General features: G+C 39.6%; 18 protein-coding genes. 3 read left to right on the forward strand and 15 right to left on the reverse strand.

The window, feature by feature from the left end; translation table 11 throughout:
* Window positions 1-76 precede the first annotated feature (76 nt).
* The 3 genes from CA2015_RS11580 to CA2015_RS11590 are packed head-to-tail and all read left to right on the forward strand — an operon-like array spanning window position 77 to window position 3,900.
* Window positions 77-1,642: a glycerol-3-phosphate dehydrogenase/oxidase gene (locus tag CA2015_RS11580; RefSeq protein ID WP_048642059.1), complete on the forward strand. Its 1,566-nt coding sequence runs from the start codon at window positions 77-79 to the stop codon at window positions 1,640-1,642.
* 6 nt (window positions 1,643-1,648) lie between these two features.
* Window positions 1,649-3,151, forward strand: a complete 1,503-nt coding sequence (gene glpK, locus CA2015_RS11585; RefSeq protein ID WP_048642060.1) for a glycerol kinase GlpK — start codon at window positions 1,649-1,651, stop codon at window positions 3,149-3,151.
* A 2-nt stretch (window positions 3,152-3,153) separates the two neighbouring features.
* On the forward strand, window positions 3,154-3,900 hold the full coding sequence (locus CA2015_RS11590) for an MIP/aquaporin family protein (protein WP_048642061.1): 747 nt from the start codon (window positions 3,154-3,156) through the stop codon (window positions 3,898-3,900).
* 441 nt (window positions 3,901-4,341) lie between these two features.
* Here the strand turns inward: CA2015_RS11590 and rodA are convergent, their stop codons facing one another.
* The 15 genes from rodA to CA2015_RS11665 form a co-directional block, all read right to left on the reverse strand.
* A complete protein-coding gene (rodA, locus tag CA2015_RS11595) occupies window positions 4,342-5,616 on the reverse strand; it encodes a rod shape-determining protein RodA (protein ID WP_048642062.1) in 1,275 nt (424 codons plus the stop codon).
* Window positions 5,617-7,419: a penicillin-binding protein 2 gene (gene mrdA / locus CA2015_RS11600; protein WP_048642063.1), complete on the reverse strand. Its 1,803-nt coding sequence runs from the start codon at window positions 7,417-7,419 to the stop codon at window positions 5,617-5,619.
* On the reverse strand, window positions 7,420-7,941 hold the full coding sequence (locus CA2015_RS11605) for a hypothetical protein (protein ID WP_048642064.1): 522 nt from the start codon (window positions 7,939-7,941) through the stop codon (window positions 7,420-7,422).
* The gene (gene mreC / locus CA2015_RS11610) at window positions 7,938-8,771 is read right to left on the reverse strand and encodes a rod shape-determining protein MreC (RefSeq protein WP_048642065.1); all 834 of its coding nucleotides are present in this window, start codon (window positions 8,769-8,771) and stop codon (window positions 7,938-7,940) included. The genes CA2015_RS11605 and mreC overlap by 4 nt, the downstream gene beginning before the upstream one ends.
* Before the next feature lie 7 nt (window positions 8,772-8,778).
* Complete coding sequence (locus CA2015_RS11615; RefSeq protein ID WP_048642066.1) at window positions 8,779-9,807, reverse strand: rod shape-determining protein; 1,029 nt, start codon at window positions 9,805-9,807, stop codon at window positions 8,779-8,781.
* 386 nt (window positions 9,808-10,193) lie between these two features.
* On the reverse strand, window positions 10,194-11,720 hold the full coding sequence (purH, locus tag CA2015_RS11620; protein WP_048642067.1) for a bifunctional phosphoribosylaminoimidazolecarboxamide formyltransferase/IMP cyclohydrolase: 1,527 nt from the start codon (window positions 11,718-11,720) through the stop codon (window positions 10,194-10,196).
* A gap of 133 nt (window positions 11,721-11,853) precedes the next feature.
* Complete coding sequence (gene purN, locus CA2015_RS11625) at window positions 11,854-12,411, reverse strand: phosphoribosylglycinamide formyltransferase (protein ID WP_048642068.1); 558 nt, start codon at window positions 12,409-12,411, stop codon at window positions 11,854-11,856.
* A gap of 79 nt (window positions 12,412-12,490) precedes the next feature.
* Window positions 12,491-13,432 (reverse strand): glycoside hydrolase family protein, encoded by a 942-nt coding sequence (locus CA2015_RS11630; RefSeq protein ID WP_048642069.1) that lies wholly within the window; start codon window positions 13,430-13,432, stop codon window positions 12,491-12,493.
* A gap of 28 nt (window positions 13,433-13,460) precedes the next feature.
* The gene (locus CA2015_RS11635) at window positions 13,461-14,333 is read right to left on the reverse strand and encodes a geranylgeranylglycerol-phosphate geranylgeranyltransferase (RefSeq protein WP_048642070.1); all 873 of its coding nucleotides are present in this window, start codon (window positions 14,331-14,333) and stop codon (window positions 13,461-13,463) included.
* 92 nt (window positions 14,334-14,425) lie between these two features.
* On the reverse strand, window positions 14,426-15,208 hold the full coding sequence (locus CA2015_RS11640) for a Rossmann-like and DUF2520 domain-containing protein (RefSeq protein WP_048642071.1): 783 nt from the start codon (window positions 15,206-15,208) through the stop codon (window positions 14,426-14,428).
* A gap of 74 nt (window positions 15,209-15,282) precedes the next feature.
* Window positions 15,283-17,811, reverse strand: coding sequence for a cytochrome c biogenesis protein CcsA (ccsA, locus tag CA2015_RS11645; protein WP_048642072.1), 2,529 nt, complete (start codon window positions 17,809-17,811; stop codon window positions 15,283-15,285).
* A gap of 40 nt (window positions 17,812-17,851) precedes the next feature.
* Entirely contained in the window at window positions 17,852-18,268 is a 417-nt protein-coding gene (locus CA2015_RS11650; protein WP_048642073.1) for a cytochrome c maturation protein CcmE domain-containing protein, read from the reverse strand.
* A 3-nt stretch (window positions 18,269-18,271) separates the two neighbouring features.
* A complete protein-coding gene (locus tag CA2015_RS11655; protein WP_048642074.1) occupies window positions 18,272-18,514 on the reverse strand; it encodes a CcmD family protein in 243 nt (80 codons plus the stop codon).
* Window position 18,515: 1 nt separating this feature from the next.
* Window positions 18,516-19,190 (reverse strand): cytochrome c biogenesis protein CcsA, encoded by a 675-nt coding sequence (ccsA, locus tag CA2015_RS11660; RefSeq protein WP_048642075.1) that lies wholly within the window; start codon window positions 19,188-19,190, stop codon window positions 18,516-18,518.
* A 747-nt stretch (window positions 19,191-19,937) separates the two neighbouring features.
* Complete coding sequence (locus CA2015_RS11665; RefSeq protein ID WP_048642076.1) at window positions 19,938-20,231, reverse strand: 4Fe-4S dicluster domain-containing protein; 294 nt, start codon at window positions 20,229-20,231, stop codon at window positions 19,938-19,940.
* Window positions 20,232-20,237 lie beyond the last annotated feature (6 nt).

A 20,237-nucleotide genomic window follows, 5' to 3' on the forward strand; every position in this document is an offset into this window, starting at 1 on the left:
CAAATATACGAAAATGATTTCCTTTTGTTTCTTTTTATTTCCTTTTGTGTTACTTTAGTGAGGTAAAAAGGTGGCAATGAATAGAAAAGACAGTTTATCAATTATTGAAGACGAAAAGGGAGTCTGGGACCTAGTGATAATAGGTGGTGGAGCTTCCGGATTAGGGGTTGCATTGGACGCTTTGTCCAGAGGTTTGAAGGTTTTATTGTTGGAGAAATCTGATTTTGCTAAAGGCACTTCGAGTAGGAGTACCAAGCTTGTTCATGGAGGGGTTAGATACCTTGCCCAGGGAGAAGTAGGCTTGGTTTTGGAAGCGCTGAGGGAGAGAGGCAGGTTATTGAAAAATGCACCACATTTAACAATCAACCAACCATTTGTTATTCCGTTGTATTCTTTTTTTGATCGGCTGAAATATGGTGTAGGGTTAAAAATTTACGATTGGATGGCTGGTAGCTTGCGTTTGGGGAAATCCAAGTTTGTTTCCAGAGAAGACACTATAAAAAGGTTGCCGCAAATTCGACAAAAAGGTCTTAAAGGTGGTATTTTATACCATGATGGACAGTTTGATGATGCGCGACTTGCCTTGGTGATCGCCAAGACCTGTATTGAAATGGGAGGTTCTATACTCAATTATGCTAGGGTGAACAAGTTGAGCAAAGATGAAACTGGTAAGATTAATGGGGTAGTTTTTAGGGACTTGATTGGTAAGAAAAATTATAAGGTTTCCACCAAATCTGTGGTTAATGCTACGGGAGTTTTTGCAGATAAGATTTTGCAAATGGACAATCCCGAAGCCCGTAAGATGATCCAACCTAGCCAGGGTATCCATCTTGTGATGGACAATTCTTTTTTGGGTGGAGATGATGCTTTGATGATTCCTGAGACCTCCGATGGGAGAGTGCTTTTTGCTGTTCCATGGGAAGGGAAGTTGGTGGTCGGAACTACCGATACTTTGGTGAAGAAACCAAAAATGGAGCCTAGACCTTTGGCCTCTGAAATTAATTTTATTCTGGAAACCGCCAGTAATTACTTAGTAAAACCACCCAAAAGATCCGATGTTTTGTCTGTCTTTGCAGGACTTAGGCCACTTGCAGCTCCAAAAGAGGGCAGTACCAAGACTAAGGAAATATCCAGAAGTCATAAGGTTATAGTCTCTAAGAGTAAACTGATAACCATAACTGGTGGCAAGTGGACTACTTTCAGAAAAATGGGAGAAGACACTGTGGATGCTCATTTTAAGAACAATAATCTGACTGCAATAGAAAGTACATCTGCTAGCAAACATTTGCATGGGTATAGCCTTAAGGAGGTTGATGGGCATTTGAAACTATATGGTAGCGATGCTTCATTTATTCTTGACTTACAGAAGCAAAATCCTGAATGGGCTGAGCGAATTCATGAGGATTACCCTTATACGGGAGCAGAGGTAGTATGGGCAGTTCGTGAGGAAATGGCCCAAAAGATTGAAGATTTTCTCTCCCGACGATGTAGAATTTTATTGCTTGACGCCAAAGCTTCGATGCAAATGGCACCCAAGGTGGCCGCAATCATGGCAAAAGAACTTGGGAATGATGATGAATGGATAACCGAAGAGTTAGAAGAATTTTATAAATTAGCCAGAAAGTATTTAATTAACATCTAAAACCCAATGAACCCAAATAATCAATACTTAATGGCCATGGACCAGGGAACGACCAGTTCAAGGGCTATAATTTTTAATAAAAAGGGGCAGATTGTAGCCACCGCACAAAAGGATTTTGAACAATTCTTTCCAAAATCTGGCTGGGTTGAACATGATCCTAAAGAAATATGGTCTTCACAAGCCTCGGTAGCCACTGAAGCCATCACTAAGGCCAATATCACTGCCAGTCAGGTTGCGGGAATTGGAATCACCAATCAAAGGGAGACCACCATTCTCTGGGACAGGAAAACTGGCGAGCCTGTTTTCAATGCCATTGTTTGGCAGGACAGGCGTACGGCAGCTTACTGTAATAAACTTAAAGAAGCCGGCCATTCAGAGATGGTTCAGAATAAAACTGGTTTGATCATTGATGCTTATTTTTCTGGTACCAAGATCAAATGGATTTTGGATAATGTAGAAGGAGCCAGGGAAAGGGCCGAGAAGGGAGAACTGTGTTTTGGTACAGTAGACAGTTGGCTGGTATGGAAAATGACAGCTGGTGAAACCCATATAACTGACATTACCAATGCCAGTAGGACGATGATTTTCAATATTCATGATAAACAATGGGACAAAGAGTTGCTTGAACTATTGGATATTCCTGCTGCCATTTTACCAGAGGTAAAATCAAGTAGTGAAGTTTATGGCAAAACTTCAGGCAATTTACTGTCAGCAAAAATTCCAATTGCAGGTATTGCTGGTGATCAACAGGCTGCTTTGTTTGGCCAGTTGTGTACAGAACCTGGAATGGCAAAAACCACTTATGGAACAGGATGTTTTTTGGTGATGAATACCGGAGATAAACCTGTCAAGTCCAACAATAAACTTTTAACGACCATCGCCTGGCAAATAGGAGATGAGGTCAACTATGCCTTGGAAGGAAGTGTGTTTATAGGAGGCGCAGGAATCCAGTGGCTCAGAGATGGCCTTGGAATATTTAATGATGCCAAAGACAGTGAAGGTATGGCTTTAGGTTTGAAAGACAATGGAGGCGTTTATTTTGTGCCAGCGCTTACAGGGCTGGGAGCTCCCTATTGGGATCAGGAAGCCAGAGGGGCCTTCTTTGGAATCACCCGTGGTACAACCAAGGCCCATATGGCCAGAGCAGGATTAGAAGCCATCGCTTTTCAGGTACATGATGTATTGAAAGCAATGGAAAAAGATGCTGGAGAAGAAACCACAGAATTAAGAGTAGATGGAGGTGCTACTGCCAATAATTTTTTGATGCAGTTTCAGGCAGATTTAAATCAATGTTCAATCAAACGGCCAGAAATAATTGAAACCACGGCATTAGGTGCTGCTTACCTTGCAGGCTTGGCAATAGGCTATTGGAAGGATATGGACGAAATTAGGAGCTTATGGAAAGCAGATGAATCTTTTGAACCCAAACAAGATGCAAAGGTGATGCAATCAACTTTAGACTATTGGCACAAAGCGGTAGGAAGGGCATTAAACTGGGTAAATGATTGATTATGAACGTTTATATAGCTGAATTTATCGGAACAGCTTTGCTTTTGGGCATGGGCTCAGGAGTAGTGGCAAATGTAGTATTAAACAAAACCAAAGGACAAAATTCAGGTTGGATGGTCATAACCACCGCTTGGGCTTTGGGTGTATTTATTGGAGTGGTAGTGGCTGGACCATATAGTGGAGCTCATCTTAATCCAGCCGTGAGTATAGGCCTTGCCATTGTGGGGGACTTTGCTTGGGGAATGGTGCCAGGCTATGTTATTGCCCAAATAGCTGGAGCCATGATGGGTGCAGGTGTTTCCTATGTGATTTACAAAGATCACTTTGATCTTACAGATGACCCAGGATTAAAGTTCGCTCCATTTGGTACTGCCCCAGCAATCAGAAGCTTGTCCTCGAATTTCACCTCTGAGGTGATTGGTACTTTTGTTTTAATACTTGTTATTCTATATTCTACCGGTCCTGTTATAGATGATGGGAAGGGGACTCCAATAGGTTTGGGTTCTATAGGTGCATTGCCTGTGGCTTTTTTAGTTTGGGTAATAGGTCTTTCCTTAGGGGGTACGACGGGATATGCAATCAATCCTGCAAGAGATCTAGGTCCCCGAATAATGCATCAGCTTCTTCCAATAAAAGGCAAGGGCTCATCAGACTGGAGTTACAGTTGGGTGCCAATTTTAGGCCCTATTGTAGGTGCAGCATTGGCAGCGGGACTGTTTTTGCTGTTGGGAACCAATGGGGTAAGTTGATCCGAATCAAAAAAATATTTTATATTGAGATAGCGAAGGCTATTTTTATAGAAACCGAGGATTGATTCCTCGGTTTTTTTATTTGAGGCCATGTTAAAGATTTGATTTACCATGGTAGGGTGAATTTTTTTCATTGCCCAGATTTTAAGTACTGAAACATTGTTAGGCAGCCTTGTCACTCTGAGGGGATTTATGACATAACCAAATGACCAAGCTGGTATTATTGTTTAACCCGGATTATGTAATAGGATTTCTCCGCCCTGACAATTGTCAGGGGTGAAGCCTGTCCCCTGTTTACGGGAAGTGTTGCAATCGAAAGAAAATCAGGCTGTTTGGATATTTTAGCAAGGCATCACCATAGTGAAATTATAAACAGGAACAGAGTGTCTGATTTTGAAGCGATTTCAGCACGTAATAGATTGTCTATTGCATATTTCGGGTTTAATAACTTCTTCCCAATATCTGGATTCTGTTGGAATCCAATTTGATAAAGATGAATAGCAGGATAGTAAATGACCACAATGATGAGCCACCATAACTAAAGAAAGGCAATGGGATACCCACCACTGGAAATAGTCCAATGGTCATGGCAATGTTTATGGTAAAGTGGAAAAACAACAGACTCACCACACAATAGCCGTAAATTCTAGAAAAGCGGGTTTTCTGTCTTTCCGCTAAAAAAACGAGCCTTAAGAGTAGGCTAACAAATAAAGCAATCATCACAAAACTACCGAACCAACCAAACTCTTCACCTAAAGTGCAGAAAATAAAATCCGTGTGTTGCTCAGGAACGAAGTCAAATTTTGTTTGTGTTCCCTCAAGATAGCCTTTACCAAATAGGCCTCCTGAGCCAATAGCAATTTTGGATTGGGTAACATTCCAGCCTACTCCCAAAGGATCTACATCAGGGTCAAACAATACCATAATTCGATTTTGTTGGTGATCAGGAAGCTTTTCTACCACATAGTCTAGGCTTAAGGCATAGACAACCATGATGCAACCCAAGAAAAAGAAGCTTAAGGCATTTTGCCAGGACTTTTTACTCATTGCTATAAAAATGAGAATGACAGCTCCTATGCTTCCAAATAAATAGTAGTTGTTTTCTATGGCCAAGGTAAGTATGGTCAATGCGGCCAAGGCTAGCCCTATAATATAATACCTTTGAGGCATGCCCTCCCTATAGAGCATTATAAAAAAGGCACTGTAAACCATAGCTGTTCCAGTATCTGGTTGTAGCAATATGAGTGCAATAGGCAATACAATAAGGCCTACCGCCTTCATTTGATCTTTGAGCTTGTTTAGGTCAAAACTTGGGTTTTCCATAAGCTTTGCCAATGCTAAGGCCGTGGCAAACTTGGTAAATTCTGCCGGTTGTAATCTGAAAGCCCCAATTTCGAACCAAGCCCTTTGGCCATTGATTTCCTTGCCAATAAACGGGGTTAAAAACAAAATAAGAACAAATATCGCGTACAGTACAAGGCTGAGGTTATGAAAAAGCCTGTAATCGGCGACCATAATGATAATGATCAGCAATATGGCGGTTCCTATCCATACCAACTGCTTTCCCGAGTTGATGGAGAAATCAAAAATGGAGGTGGCATTTTGTTCATCATAAACTGCCGCATAGATATTCAGCCAACCTATAAAAACAAGTGCGAAATATAGCCCTATGGTTACCCAGTCTATTTTATGAAAATTGGTATCTTTTTTTCTCACCTAATAAATAAAATCTCCTTTTAACACATATTCTTCCAATTCCGGCCTTTTGATTTCTCCCGTAAGGTATTTTTCTATCAAAAGACTCGCAGTACTTGCTGCAGCTCTTCCTCCCCATCCGGCATTCTCCACATATACCGCAATGGCTATTTTAGGATCTTCTTTAGGAGCGAAAGCAATAAATACTGAATGATCTTCACCAGCGGGGTTTTGTGCAGTACCTGTTTTACCGGCTATTACAATGTCTTTCATTATTGCCCTTGTGGCTGTACCGGATAAAGCCTCTACCATCGCATCTTGTATTAAATCAAAATGCTTGGGATCAATGCCTGAATCCCTTTTTTCTTTAAACCGATCTGGAATTCTGGAAGGGTCATCATTGATAGCTTTTATGAGGTGAGGGGTATAGAAATACCCTTTGTTGGCAAATATGGCAGCAAGATTTGCCATTTGTAATGGGGTAACCAACATCTCGCCCTGACCTATTGATAAGGAGTAAATAGTAGAATATTTCCATCTTCCTTTGCCATATATCTTGTCATAAAGTGCACTTGAAGGAATGGATCCGCCCTTTTCACCGTGCATGTCGACTCCTAATCGATTACTTAAGCCAAATTTTAAGACGGCCTCTCTCCATTTATCTAATCCGATTTGGGTGTCCGTATAGGTATTGGAAGATACTTCTCGGTTGATGACTTGCCTGAAAGCTTGATGATAATAAGGATTACAGGAGTTTCTGATCGCTCCAAAAAGGTTTACTGGGGAAGGGTGGTTATGACAATTAACCAAGGCCTTATTACAAACAAAAGTTGTGTTTGGAGTAAGGATTCCTTCCTGTAGGCCTATAAGCGACTGGACAATTTTAAAAATTGATCCAGGAGGATAAGTCGCCATAATGGGCCTGTTAAACAATGGTTTTTCAGGATCGTTATTTAAAACCGTATAACTCTCTCCAAATTTAGCACCAGTCAGTACATTGGGGTCATAAGTTGGTGCTGAAATGATGGTCAGTATTTCTCCGGTTTTGGGCTCAATGGCCACCACCGATCCACGTTTTCCGTCCATCAGGTGCTCACCATAAAGCTGCAGATTCAAATCAATAGTAGATTGGAGGTTCTCACCTGGCATAGATAGTGTATCGAGGTCTCCATTTTTAAAGGCCCCTTTTTCGATTCCTCGGACATTGACCAATTTGTATTTGACTCCTTTTTTACCACGTAACTCAGGCTCATAATAAGCTTCAATTCCACTATGGCCTACATAGTCGCCCTGAACATAGTAGCGGGTGCTGTCGCGTGAAAGTTGGGAACTGCTTATCTCTCCAATATAACCTAATGCATTGGCGGCGGAAGATCTGGGATAGGAGCGGACTGATCTCGTCATTACAAAGAGTCCTTTATAATCGATGAGAAAATCTTGCACCTTGGCAAACTCTTCCTTGGATATTTGTTTGATTAGAGGGTAAGGTTTTACCCAAGAGTAGTTTTTTGCAGCAGTGAAATTTTCTATTAAATAGTCTTTTTCTATGCCAAACAAATCGCAAAACCTGCTTGTGTCTTTAAGGCTAAAGTCTTTAGGAATAACCATCAGGTCAAAAACGGGATCGTTAAAAACCATTAGGGAGTTATTCCTGTCATAAACCAGGCCTCTATATGGGTGGTCTACCACCCTTTGTATGGCGTTCCGTTCTGCTTTTCTTAAATAACTGTCATCAGTAACCTGGATTAAGAACAATTTACCCAATAAAATCAAAGCAATTACCCCAATAGTAATGGCAACGACTAAAGATCTACCTGTATACATTTATGCTACCCTTTCTTTTTTGTAAAATATAGCTTGCACAATTGTTCCTAAAAGAAATGTGAAAGCCATGCTGCTCAATACTCTAATAACGAGTGGGAGATACAAATGCGTTCCTAAACTGTCAATATAAAAAAATATAAAATGATGTAAAAGGATAAGGGGAAGGCTATAAAATAAATACCAACCTAATCCCATGTTCAATAAGGTGGGAGGGACATTGTCATCATAGCCCCCTGTAGGCATAATGACCTTGATCCAGGTATTGCGAACAAAGGCCAGAAATACTGTACTTGCTGCATGAATCCCAAAGCTATCGTAAAACAGATCGATAAATAGGCCTAAGAAAAAACCAATCAATAATAATGGTATGGTAGGTACTTCATTGGGCAGACTCAAAAGAAAAAACACGTACAAAAAGCAAAAGGAGTAGCCAAACAAAACCAAATCCTTCAGGATAAATACCTGAATTAGAAAGTAAATGCAAAAGCTAAAGCTATACTTGAGTAATTTAACTGTTGTCATTGAGAGGGATTCACCATTACTGTTTCCAAACTGTCTATTTCTTCACGCAGATCATTTTTTACCAGATATACGAAATTGAGCTTGCTAAAATCTGCACCTAAGGTAATCGTAATGTCAAGGTAATTGGTCTCATTTCCTTGAGAGACTTCTTTGACCTTGCCTATTGGAATACCTTCGGGAAAGACTGCATTGTATCCAGAGGTCACAATTTCTTGTCCAGGCTCTACCATTACATGGCGAGGAACATAGAGCAATTTGGCTTCATTGGAATTGACGCCATCCCATTTGGTGGAGCCAAACACCTCGGTTTTTTTAATTTTTGATGAAATCAAAAGATCTGTATGCAATAATGAGATCACAGAAGAAAAATGATTACTTGTTCCTTTTACCCTGCCAATGATTCCTTGTTCATTGAACACGCCCATTCCTTCTACTACTCCATCCACACTTCCTTTGTCCAGGGTAATGTAATTCTGACTCAAATTGATAGAATTATTGATCACCCTGGCTGACCAGAAGTTGAAATTATTGCTAAGGGTACTGTCCAGATCGAAATAGGCAGAATCTACAACAGGAGTCATTTTATCCAGCCTATTAAGTAAGGATGCATTTTTTTCAGCCAAGGCTTTATTAGTAGAATAAAGCGTAAAATAAGAGACGAAGTTGTTTTTTGAAGACAACAATCGCCCTGTAAACTTATTGCTACTATTAAAAAAGACAGCTCCCTGTGGTGAATTATGTGTGAAAATAATCCCTAATGCAAGTAATTCCAGAATCAGAAAAAGAATAAATGCCCTTAGTCTATATAAAAATAGAAAGATTTGCTGCATTTTCCTTTTAAGTCATGAGAACGGTTCTGAATTGGTTGATATTTTTCAAGGCGTTTCCGGTGCCTCTAACCACTGCTCTAAGCGGATCTTCTGCAATGTGTATTGGCAACTTGGTCTTTTGATGCAATCTTTTGTCCAAGCCTTTTAGCAATGCACCTCCGCCTGTAAGGTGAATACCATTGTCATAGATATCCGCAGAAAGCTCCGGTGGAGCAATTTCAAGCGCTTTGAGAACAGCCTCTTCAATTTTGGAAACCGATTTGTCCAATGCAAAAGCAATTTCTGAATAAGAAACTTTAATGACCTTTGGAATACCTGTCATCAAATCTCTACCTCTAATTTCATAATCTTCCGGTGGATCATCAAGTTCAGTCAATGCTGAGCCAATGGCTATTTTTACTTTTTCAGCAGATCGCTCTCCAATAAGCAGGTTGTGTTGCCTACGCATATAATCCAGTATATCTTTGGTGAATGTATCACCTGCAACCCTTATAGATTGGTCTGCGACTATTCCTGAAAGTGCGATTAGTGCAATTTCAGTAGTTCCACCTCCAATATCCACTATCATAGATCCCATCGGTTTTTCTATATCTATACCTATACCTATAGCAGCAGCTATTGGTTCGTAGATCATGTATACTTCTTTGCCACCAGCATGTTCGGCAGAATCCCTAACGGCTCTCTTTTCCACTTCAGTAATGCCTGAAGGGATACAGATCACCATTCTATGTGATTGGGGAAACATGCCTTTGTTATGTCCGGGGATCATTTTGATCAATCCTCTGATCATTTGTTCAGCCGCATAAAAATCTGCAATCACTCCGTCCTTTAGAGGGCGAATTGTTTTGATGTTTTCATGGGTTTTCTCATGCATGTTCATGGCTTCGCGGCCAACAGCCAATACTTTATTGGTTGTTTTATCTATTGCGATTATGGATGGCTCATCCACAATTATTTTTTCTTTATGTATAATCAGCGTATTGGCTGTACCTAAGTCAATGGCGATGTCACTTGAGAAAAAGTCGAATAATCCCATTTTGATATGTTCTAAATTAAATGATTATTGTTTCTTTAAAATTAACACAATTAAATCCGTATGAATAATCAAGCCTAGCCCAGTATTCTAACTTCCCATGCTGCTTCTGAAGCGATCTTGCTAGAATTGACCCAAATATGCAATTGCTTTATTCGGGTTAATCAGGAAAATCGCGTTTATCTACCCTCTTAAACTGGTGGCGGCACCCAATCTCAATATAACCTAATTTTAGGTGGTTTCAATACTCATTTCATGTGCAATTACCGATTACATAAATAGGCTTTAATTTGTCGGCAATGTAAAAGGAATATTCTTGGAAATCGATGTTTTCTCCAGATGAATTATATAAATATTAATAAGGTAAATAAAGCGAGCAATATTATTGTTTAATGCTTAAAATGTCTGACGCCTGTCATCACCATACTCATACCATTGTCATCACAATAAGCAATGCTGTCTTTGTCCTTAATAGAACCTCCAGGTTGAACTACCGCAGATATTCCTTCGTTTCCTGCAATTTCCACACAATCAGGGAAAGGGAAAAATGCATCCGAAGCCATGACAGCACCTTTCAGATCAAAGCCGAAAGCTTTTGCTTTTTCTATTGCTTGTTTAAGTGCATCTACCCGGCTAGTTTGTCCTACTCCACTTGAGAAGAGTTGGTCATGATTGCTGAGGATAATGGTGTTTGATTTAGTATGTTTACAGATTTTCAATGCAAATACCAAAGCATCTTTTTCAGCTTCACTTGGAGACAGTTTGGTCACTACCTCAAATTGTTCTTTGGTTTCAGTTTTAAGATCCTTGTCCTGTTCTACGAAGCCATTCAATAGGGTCTTGACCTGCTTGGTACCTGTTAGGTTAATTTTTTGCTTTAAGAGGATTCTCTTTTTCTTTCCTTTAAGCAAGTCCAAAGCATCCTGATCAAAGTCTGGCGCAATCAGCACTTCAAAGAACAATCCATGCATGGCTTCAGCAGCAGCAAGGTCTACCTTTTTGTTGGTGATTAAAACACCCCCAAAAGCGGAGATAGTATCTGCTGCAAAGGCTTTGTCATAGGCATCCTTAACGGTTTCACCTAAAGCAACCCCACAGGCATTAGTATGTTTGAGGATTGCAAATGCTGTTTCTTTAGAGAACTCTGCGATTAAAGAAACCGCTGCATCTACATCTACCAGATTATTGAAAGACAATTCTTTTCCATTGAGTTGATCAAAGAGGTCTTCAATGTTTCCGTAAAAACGGGCATCCTGGTGTGGGTTTTCTCCATACCTTAAATCAGTGGCTTTTTCTTCACTGATTTTTAATGCAGGAATATTCTCTTCCCGATTAAAATAATTGAAAATATGAGTGTCGTAGTTGGAAGAAACTTTGAAAGCTTGAGCGGCGAAGTACCTACGGTCATTCAGGTTTAACGCTCCATTTTGACTTTTTAATTTTTCTTCTAGCTCACCATATTGCGCTTTAGAAGCGATAATGGTTACGTCTTTATAATTTTTAGCAGCAGCTCTGATCAAAGCAATTCCGCCAATGTCTATCTTCTCTATAATATCAACTTCAGAAGCACCTGAAGCAACAGTCTCCTCAAAAGGATAAAGGTCTACAATTACCAAATCTATAGCCGGAATACCATATTCACTTGCTTGGTTGATGTCACTTTCGTTTTCCCTTCTATGAAGAATGCCTCCGAAAACTTTGGGATGTAGCGTTTTTACTCGGCCTCCAAATATAGATGGGTAGCCAGTAAGTTCCTCCACTGGAACTACATCTGCTCCCAGTTCTTCGATAAATTTCTGAGTGCCACCTGTAGAATAGATGGTTACTCCCTGATTTTTTAATTGTTCAATGATGGGTTCCAGGTTGTCTTTATAATATACCGAGATAAGCGCAGATTGTATTTTTTTTTCAGCCATTACGATTGTAATTTATCACATTTAAATCTAAAGGAGAATTTTGATTGGGAATTGTCCTGTCAGATAGGGAATTGTTTGGTGTTTACTTTTGAATAGAACTTTACGAAGAGACAAAGTTAGGAAAATCAAGGCATTAAATCAGACTTTCAATGATTTTTGGATAGTATTTATGCTCTAGTACATGAACTTTCTCGGCGATTTGTTCAGGGCTGTCATTTTCGTCGATCCCTACAGCTGTTTGAAAGATGATTTTTCCCTCGTCATAATTTTCATTTACAAGGTGAATGGTGATGCCTGTTTCTTTGTCACCGGAAGCTTTTACAGCTCGGTGTACATGGTCTCCGTACATTCCTTTGCCCCCGTAATTTGGCAATAATGCAGGGTGAATATTAACCATCTTTTCCGGGAAGGCCGCGATCAGATTATCGGGAATTTGAAGCAAAAAACCTGCCAGTACTACAAAGTCTATCTCAAGATTTTTTAGGTAGGCTGTAAGTTCCCCACTTTCCAAAGCTACCTTAGAAAAAACATGGCTAGGAACACCTAGCTTTTTGGCTCTTTCCAGTACATATGCCCCTTTTTTGTTCGAAGCAATTAAAGAAATACGTGCTTTTGTAGATCCTAGGAAATGATTTACTATTTTTTCTGCATTTGAGCCGCTTCCCGAAGCGAGTATGGCTATGTTTTTCAATGTTTATATGTTTTAATCTTTTTGTGAAAATACTAAGTAATCCCTTTTGCTAGCTTATATGCGAATTCTTAAATCCAGATTATTTGCTTGGGAAGTGTAATACTACCTCCGGATGCATGGTGTAGAACCTGTATTGTTTACCATCATAAACTGGGAAACCGCTGGATTTATTATCTCCCATGATAGGGTTTTCTGAATATTTGGTCCAAGTCAATAAGTCTTTTGAAACAGCCATATTCATTGTCCAATCACTCCAGTCTTCTAGGGATGTGGCATGGTAGTAAGCATAATAATATCCTTTATGTTTGATGATTTTATTTACTGCCACGCCATATTTATCGTAAGCTTCTGGACCGATTTTGATCACAGGATCATCTTGCATATTTGTCCATATCTTTCTGTCTTTGGAGGTGGCAAGCCAAATACCAAGATCCCCTCTTTCGTAAAATAAATACCAAATTCCATCTTCTACCCAAACAGTAGGAGTCCCATAAGGACCATCACTTATTGGAGAGCCATCGACCTTCCTGATGTCTATATCGCCTTGATTTTCCCAGTGGATGCGGTCTGTGGAAGTTAACATCTTCGCAATGTCTCCTCTTCCTTCAGCAAACATATAATAAACCCCTTCATGCTTCCAGACCATCATGTCTTCTACCCAACTTTCGCTAAAAACAGGATTGCCTTCATACCTAGTCCATGCTATGCCATCTTCAGAAAAAGCATAGCCTAAATTTAGAAACCTATTTTCATCATATTTATCAAATCCTGTATACCACATGTGGTAACCATCCTCTTCTTTCATTATAAAACCTCTTTCCCTTATTCCACTGTCCCAGTCACCTTCTTCTGCTGCAGTGAAAATAGGATTGTCTGCTTGGGGAGTGAATTTTGTGATTTCATCGGGAAACAATTCTGGCTCTTCTGTTGCCGTATCATTTGCCTGCTGTTCTTTTCCTGAGCAGGAGAAAAGGAGGGTTTGAAGTATCAAGAGGACTAAAGCAATGGTATTGGTTTTCATGGTTAAAAGTGTTTTTTTTGAAATTTTATTAAAGGAAACCCATACTTAATATGCCTGTAAGCATAAGTAATTTGGATATGGTGCTCAATTCTGAGAAATGAGACTTGCGGTCGGCCTTGTAAATTTTCACCATAAAAGCGATGAAAAACAGACTAAGCCCACCAAAATATAGAAAGAGTAGTGGCTCATTTATTTTGAAAGTGACAAATAAAATCGATGCGACAAATAAAAAGGCAATTATAAATATTATGTTTTTGGTTTTCCTGAATCCCAAAACAATGGGCAAGGTCTTACAGCCGTGTTTACGGTCCCCATTACGGTCCTCAATATCCTTTAATATCTCCCTTATCAAATTGATGAAAAAGGCAAATATGGCATAGGTAATGATCAAAAGTTCCGATTTTTGATAATAAATACCCACTATCCATATGGCTAGGCCAGTTAGGGATGCAACTGTTAAGTTTCCAATAAAAGGCAGCCGTTTGAGGGTATTACTGTAAAGCCACAATAGAAAGGCAGCTACAAAGGTGATGGCACCAATTTTTGGATGGACCAATAGTCCAACTAAAATCCCGACAACATTCATTACTGTATGTAGGATCATCACCATCCGCCTTTTCATACCTTTTCCAATAACCACTGCCTTTGGCCTATTGACATAATCAATTTTCACATCATAGTAGTCATTAATCATGTAGCCTGAGGCTGTGAGTATAACTGTAGAAATGATTAAAAGATAGAGATGGTAATCCTTCAAAACGGGTAATCCTGCATTGGTGGTACCGACTAGAAAGAAGGCGGTCATCAATTGCGCAAAGGCAACCAATAGTAGGTTTTCCGGACGAATGATCTTTATAAACCCACCAAAAGTAAATACAGGAGAAGCCTTTGGATTTTTCATGGTACAAAAATAATTAGATTTAGGGCAATCTGGACATTATAATTTAATATAATACGTATTATTAATAATGTTAACCTTTTGTGAACCAACAATTAGGGTTTTTGAGTGTCCATAATGTCTTGGGAAATATTTCTATATATTTCTGCAAGTTGCTCATTATAACTGAGGTAATCGTGATGATTTTCCAAGGTATTGATATCTTCTCTTATAGCAGGTCCGGTTTGGGCTTCACTCGGCCCTAACTGTAGTGTTTTATTCATTTGCTCAATGATGAGCGGTTTTAGGATGTTGAAATCCAAGCCCTGTCGGTGCATGATCGATTCAGCTAAATACACCATATGGTTGGTGAAGTTCGCTGCAAATACCGCCGCCACATGGATGGACCTACGGTCCCTAGACTTAATCTCATAGCTAGGTGATTTGAGACTTTTGCATAGTTTTTTTAAGGTTTTTAAGGTTCCCTTGTCCTCAGCCTCCAATAGAAAAGGGACTTCCTCAAAAGACAAGTCTCTACTTTTGGTGAAACCTTGTAATGGGTAAAGTATGCCCGTATAATCTGCAGAACTATAAGACAATACATCCAAGGTCATGGTGCCGCTTGTATGGACAAGTATGCTTTGCTCTGGCAATAGAATGGCTTCTGCAATAGGGGCAATGGCTTGATCACTAACCGCAATAATGAACAGATTGGCCTTGCTTTCTGTGAAGTCCAAATGATCTTGAGCCTCAGTTGCATATAATCTGGAGGAAAGCTGCTGGGCTTTCTCAATGTCTCTTCCGTAAACTTCTAATATTTCATGCCCAGCATTCTCCAAAGCCGATGACAGATGCCAGGCTACGTTCCCTGTTCCGATAATCGCGATAGTCAACTTCATGTTCATAAATTTATAAAAAAATAACCCCTAATGTTACTTAGGGGTTAAAACTTAGAGATTTACTTTTTATTATTTTATTCCAGGCCTTTGGCTTTCATTTTTTGAAATTCATCAAACCTTCGGAAAATCGCTACTGAAAAACCTATCAACATAATGACAGTGCCAAGCCATAGAAGATTAATCATGGGTTTAACGGCGGCTTTCATTACTACATAATCTTTTTGATAGGTATTGACCTTAAATACAAATTTGTTTTCTTCAGGAACAATATTATCAACTTCCACTTTTATGCCCAAATCATGGTCAATGAAATCAACTTTACCAACCTGATTTCCTCGAATCAAGAATACTGGACTCAGTACTTTCTTTACATCGTAATCCATTATGGTTAACACTGCCTTCACCGCAATGTCTCCCTCCTCTAAGGGAATGCCATCTATTTCACTGACAACATCCGCACTCTCAAATTGAGTAACGAAGTCATTGATAAAGAACTGCTCTCCGGGAGCAGCATTGATAAATTGATCGTCATTCCACTCAGGCTCTTCGTAATCGTTTATCGCAGAAACGTGGGTGTAAAGATCTTTTGTTAAGTATTTCTTTGAATCGGGAGAGGAAATCAAGCCCATAGTTGGGTTTGGTTGAGACATGGGGTAGAGCGTGAATTTTAGATCATCCTCCTGAAAATACTCAACCTTGAAGTAGGAGTTTTCCTCTAGAACCAAATTAAGCGTGTCTCCTTTTTCAAAATATACTTTTTCATCTACTTTGACATCTTCCAGTGCCAAGGCTTCATTTATACCATCCAGTGATTCCATGGCGTCTGCTTTTACATAACCCGGTACACCTACTACCTTTTTGTACCTACCTCTATAGATTACATCGTAATCTTTCATTTGTAAAGGCTTGTTGATCCAAAGCAATACATTTTCTTTGTTCAGGTCATCTTCCCAATCCTTCTTGTAGGTAAGGCCTGACATGTTGATAGAGATGGTGTCTGAGTAACCTGAAGAAAACATAATACCTATTAGCATCATTCCTAAACCAATATGAGCCAGTGAGCCTCCTGCCAATTTAAAGGTTTTTTTCTTCAATAACTTTATCAGAATGCTGCTATTGGCTACAATGGTAAAAGCTCCGGAAAGGACGATTACGATATAGGTGACGTCATAAACTTTACCTACTGTAATGATTATGGCGGCCAATACCATTGAAATAATATATGGCGTCACCAAAGCATTTTTAAGGTCTTCTTTTGACATTTTGTTCCACCAGAAATACTGTCCCACACCAGTTAGTAGTGCCAGTGCGATCGCAAACCAAAGTTGGAATTTAGTGTAGAATCCGATTTGGTCAGCTGGAGGTGCTAAGTTGGATAGTCCGCCAAATATTTCTACCAACGCATTGTAGGCCGGGATGGAAGTAGGTACAATCACCTGAAAAGCCATCAAGGCTAGGGTGGTGGCACCTATGAAAATCCAAAATTCTCTGGAGTATATAGAGGCTTCCCTTTCCGATGTAGGAATATGCTTCCATTCTTTAATGGTAAGAAAAATGGCAATTGCCAAAAAGAACAACATGTAAATAAGTAGCTGCCCTGATAAGCCCAAATCAGTAAAAGAATGGACGGAAGAATCTCCTAATACCCCACTTCTTACCAAGAATGTAGCATACAATACCAGAATAAAGGAGCTAATGACCAGTATCATGGATGTTTTCAGTGCCGTGCTGCTTTTTTTGAAGGTGATCATGGTATGTATAGCTGCTACCATGATTAACCATGGCACGTATACCGCATTTTCAACTGGATCCCAATTCCAATAGCCGCCGAAATTCAAGGTCACATAAGCCCAATAGGCCCCCATTATGATTCCCATGCCTAAAATCATGGCAGAGAAGATGGCCCAAGGAAGAGCAGGTCTGATCCATTCGGAATACCTTTTCAGTGTCAGTCCAGCCATTAAAAAGGCAAAAGGAACAAGGGTAGAGGCATAGCCTAGAAAAAGAGTAGGCGGGTGAATAACCATCCAAATATTTTGCAATAAGGGGTTCAGGCCTGTGCCATCCTCTGGAACATATTCAGGGTTGATTTGAAATATTGGTGCTTCAGATACATCTCGGAGTAACATGAAAGGAGAACTACCGATTTTTAAATCACCTATTACAACGCCCAGAATCATGGAAACCAGAAATGCTTGAACAAGTGCAAATACCAGCATTACAGGGCCTTCCCAGAATTTATTGGTGTGAATAATAATTAAGCCTAATACCACATCCCAGAAAATCCAAAGGATGAAAGCCCCTTCCTGACCTTCCCAAAAGCTGGAGATCATGTAATGAACAGGTAGGCCTTTGGAAGAATGTGAGTAGGCGTAAAAATACTCAAATCTATGATTGTAAATGATTTCGAAGAGGCAAGCTGCTATTGAAACAGCAGCAAAACCATGAATGTAAAAAGTAATTCTGCTGAAATTTTTCCAGGAAGGTTTGTCCAACTCGCTAGCACGGGTGTAGTAGAAGTAGGAGACAGCTGAGACCAAGGCACTGACAAAAGCCAGAATTACCATGAAATGACCCAGATTACCCATAAAGGTATTCATCATTATAAGGTTCTTTTTGCGTGTATAATAAGACCAGAGGTATTCAGGATGCAGTAGGTTTTACATCCGTTTCCTGGTATTTTGAAGGGCACTTCATTAGAATTTTTTCAGCTACAAACATCTCATCAGTCTTATAAGTGCCTATGACCACAACCTGCTCTGATCTGGTAAAGTCAGCGGGAACGGGTTCATTGTAATATACTTGTTGTTCCGTACCGTCATTGTCTACCATTACAAAGATAAAAGAGGTCTTGTCTTCCCCTACTTCTATTCCTTCTACCTCACCATTAGCCCCTTTTTTAAGTTGGCCTACCACGTGAATGGCTTCTGTCTTTCCATTGATGGCCATTTTTTTGGCCGTAGAAAAGCTTTCGTAAGTACTGGCATCACCTATGGAAGTGATTATGATTACTATAGCTACTGCTATAATGCCCAAGCCTAATATATGTCCTCTTTTCATGATTTAATCGTTATATTTTTTTTCCAACCCACTAATCTTACGATCTGTTTGTATCACATAAACGAGAATACCCCCTAAAACAATTCCAATAATGCTGACTAATACGTAGATTTTTCCTTCGGAACGCATTTTGTCGGCCATTTCGACACCAGAATTCTGGTAATCCTCATCTGTAATGCCAATTTTATCCTGAGCTTTGGCTAAAAAGCTGATAAATAACAGGAAAATGATAATGAACTTTTTCATATTATTGATTGATCAATTTGTCTTCTAATTTTCTTTCCAAACGCCTTAACCTTACCCTTACCGTGGCTATCCAGGTGCCAAGGAGGGTCCATCCAATAATGGCCGGATAAAACACCGTTCTCAGATTACTGTCCATATCATAGGCGTTGAACCCAGGGTTGCCACCATTGCCGGGATGAAGGCTGTCTGTAAGCCTAGGGAGGATAAATATCAAGGGGATGAATACCGCAAAAGCGAAAATGCTGTAAACAGCACTGATTTTGGCTCTTTGGTAAACATCTGTAAGGGAGTTTCGAAGAACCAGGTAGGCGAAATACATTAGCAATCCTATGGCCGAAGCATTGAGCTTAGGGTCATTGGTCCAAAAATCACCCCAAGTAAACTTTGCCCAGACCATGCCTGTGGTTATGCCAATGACTCCAAAAAGTATGGCCCCATTGGTGAATTCAACGGCCATGTCATCGTCAGCAAGGCTCCCCGTTCTCAAATGTCTTACACCATATACTACAGCCACGACCAGCATAATTAACATCCCAAACCACATGGTCACATGAAAGAACAATCCTCTGATGGTTTCATTCAGAATGGGAAGTCTGGGAACATCAATCAATAAACCTGCAATTATGGTATAAGCCAGCAATAATATGGCTAATATTTTCCACCAATAAGCCTTCATATTCGATAGTGTTTTAGTGGGTCAAGTCCTTCCCATTGCTTTCATCCCTAGATAAATATCCTTGAATGCCTGCATATACAACTACAGTGGGTACAGGTGGGGGGATTATTTATGACCTCATTGAATCAACACGCAAAAATAGGGCATATTAAGTGATTTATTTACTTTTATCCCGTTTATTTGCTTACCGGTAAGTGTAAATGATATTACTGTTTTTAGTGCAGCTTTAAGAAAGCATATAAACTGCTTTTTCGAAGCATTAGAAAGGTTGCTTTTTTTAGTTAAAGTGTTGGATACTGATATTTAATTTGGTTTCGGAAATTTCTTTAAAAAGTGGAAATGATTGGTTTTCTTTCAGATAGTTTGACCCGTCTGTCCTCTAAAGGAAATACTTATGTCTGCAGAGCTGCATTGGGATGTACTGATCTAAATTTAGCGAAGGGTAACTTAGACCTAAAATGCCAAAAGTTCCCAACTTGCGTTCTATAGCCCAGCTTTCCCTCCATACAAATTGATAAATGAAAACCCCTCAATAGGAATGGGCTTGAGCCCATTTATAAAGGACAATATCATTTCATCTGGCTTTAGCCAAAATTTGGAGGGGAAATGGATGCCTCTAAAGCCCCAAAAATAAGGTTAATCGGTAAGTATTTTTAAAACCATCTTATAAGGGCCATTTAACGATTTCAGTAGCCTATCCTACAATTGAGACTGGAGAGAAAGAGCAATCCATTATAGGATAAAAGATTAAAGGCTTCTTCGCGCAAGTTTGATAGCTTTTTCTGGGCAAACCTGAACACATATACCACAGGCATAACACAAATCTGGGGCTTTTACATAGGCTTTTTTTGGTTTGAAAAATGTTTTTAATTTACCTTTGAAATTTAGCGTTAATCGATCTTCGGCAGTAATTGTACGAATTTCCAATACATCATAGGGACAAGCAGGGATACAATCTTCCTTATCACCACAATTACTAAGGTTGATAATGGGGACTAACTTCCCACTTGTTTCGTCGCATTTTGATTTGTCTTTATTCATATAAAG

Origin of the sequence: Cyclobacterium amurskyense, assembly GCF_001050135.1 — a bacterium.
Classification (GTDB): domain Bacteria; phylum Bacteroidota; class Bacteroidia; order Cytophagales; family Cyclobacteriaceae; genus Cyclobacterium; species Cyclobacterium amurskyense.

Excerpts from the sequence above, each read along its gene's own strand:
- CA2015_RS11635 (WP_048642070.1), bottom strand. The coding sequence starts at position 14,333 with ATGAAAAATCCAAAGGCTTCTCCTGTATTTACTTTTGGTGGGTTTATA.
- CA2015_RS11665 (WP_048642076.1), bottom strand. The coding sequence starts at position 20,231 with ATGAATAAAGACAAATCAAAATGCGACGAAACAAGTGGGAAGTTAGTC.
- purH (WP_048642067.1), bottom strand. The coding sequence starts at position 11,720 with ATGGCTGAAAAAAAAATACAATCTGCGCTTATCTCGGTATATTATAAA.
- CA2015_RS11655 (WP_048642074.1), bottom strand. The coding sequence starts at position 18,514 with ATGAAAAAGTTCATTATCATTTTCCTGTTATTTATCAGCTTTTTAGCC.
- mrdA (WP_048642063.1), bottom strand. The coding sequence starts at position 7,419 with ATGTATACAGGTAGATCTTTAGTCGTTGCCATTACTATTGGGGTAATT.
- mreC (WP_048642065.1), bottom strand. The coding sequence starts at position 8,771 with ATGCAGCAAATCTTTCTATTTTTATATAGACTAAGGGCATTTATTCTT.
- CA2015_RS11615 (WP_048642066.1), bottom strand. The coding sequence starts at position 9,807 with ATGGGATTATTCGACTTTTTCTCAAGTGACATCGCCATTGACTTAGGT.
- ccsA (WP_048642072.1), bottom strand. The coding sequence starts at position 17,811 with ATGATGAATACCTTTATGGGTAATCTGGGTCATTTCATGGTAATTCTG.
- CA2015_RS11590 (WP_048642061.1), top strand. The coding sequence starts at position 3,154 with ATGAACGTTTATATAGCTGAATTTATCGGAACAGCTTTGCTTTTGGGC.
- CA2015_RS11605 (WP_048642064.1), bottom strand. The coding sequence starts at position 7,941 with ATGACAACAGTTAAATTACTCAAGTATAGCTTTAGCTTTTGCATTTAC.
- CA2015_RS11630 (WP_048642069.1), bottom strand. The coding sequence starts at position 13,432 with ATGAAAACCAATACCATTGCTTTAGTCCTCTTGATACTTCAAACCCTC.
- CA2015_RS11580 (WP_048642059.1), top strand. The coding sequence starts at position 77 with ATGAATAGAAAAGACAGTTTATCAATTATTGAAGACGAAAAGGGAGTC.
- CA2015_RS11640 (WP_048642071.1), bottom strand. The coding sequence starts at position 15,208 with ATGAAGTTGACTATCGCGATTATCGGAACAGGGAACGTAGCCTGGCAT.
- ccsA (WP_048642075.1), bottom strand. The coding sequence starts at position 19,190 with ATGAAGGCTTATTGGTGGAAAATATTAGCCATATTATTGCTGGCTTAT.
- glpK (WP_048642060.1), top strand. The coding sequence starts at position 1,649 with ATGAACCCAAATAATCAATACTTAATGGCCATGGACCAGGGAACGACC.
- CA2015_RS11650 (WP_048642073.1), bottom strand. The coding sequence starts at position 18,268 with ATGAAAAGAGGACATATATTAGGCTTGGGCATTATAGCAGTAGCTATA.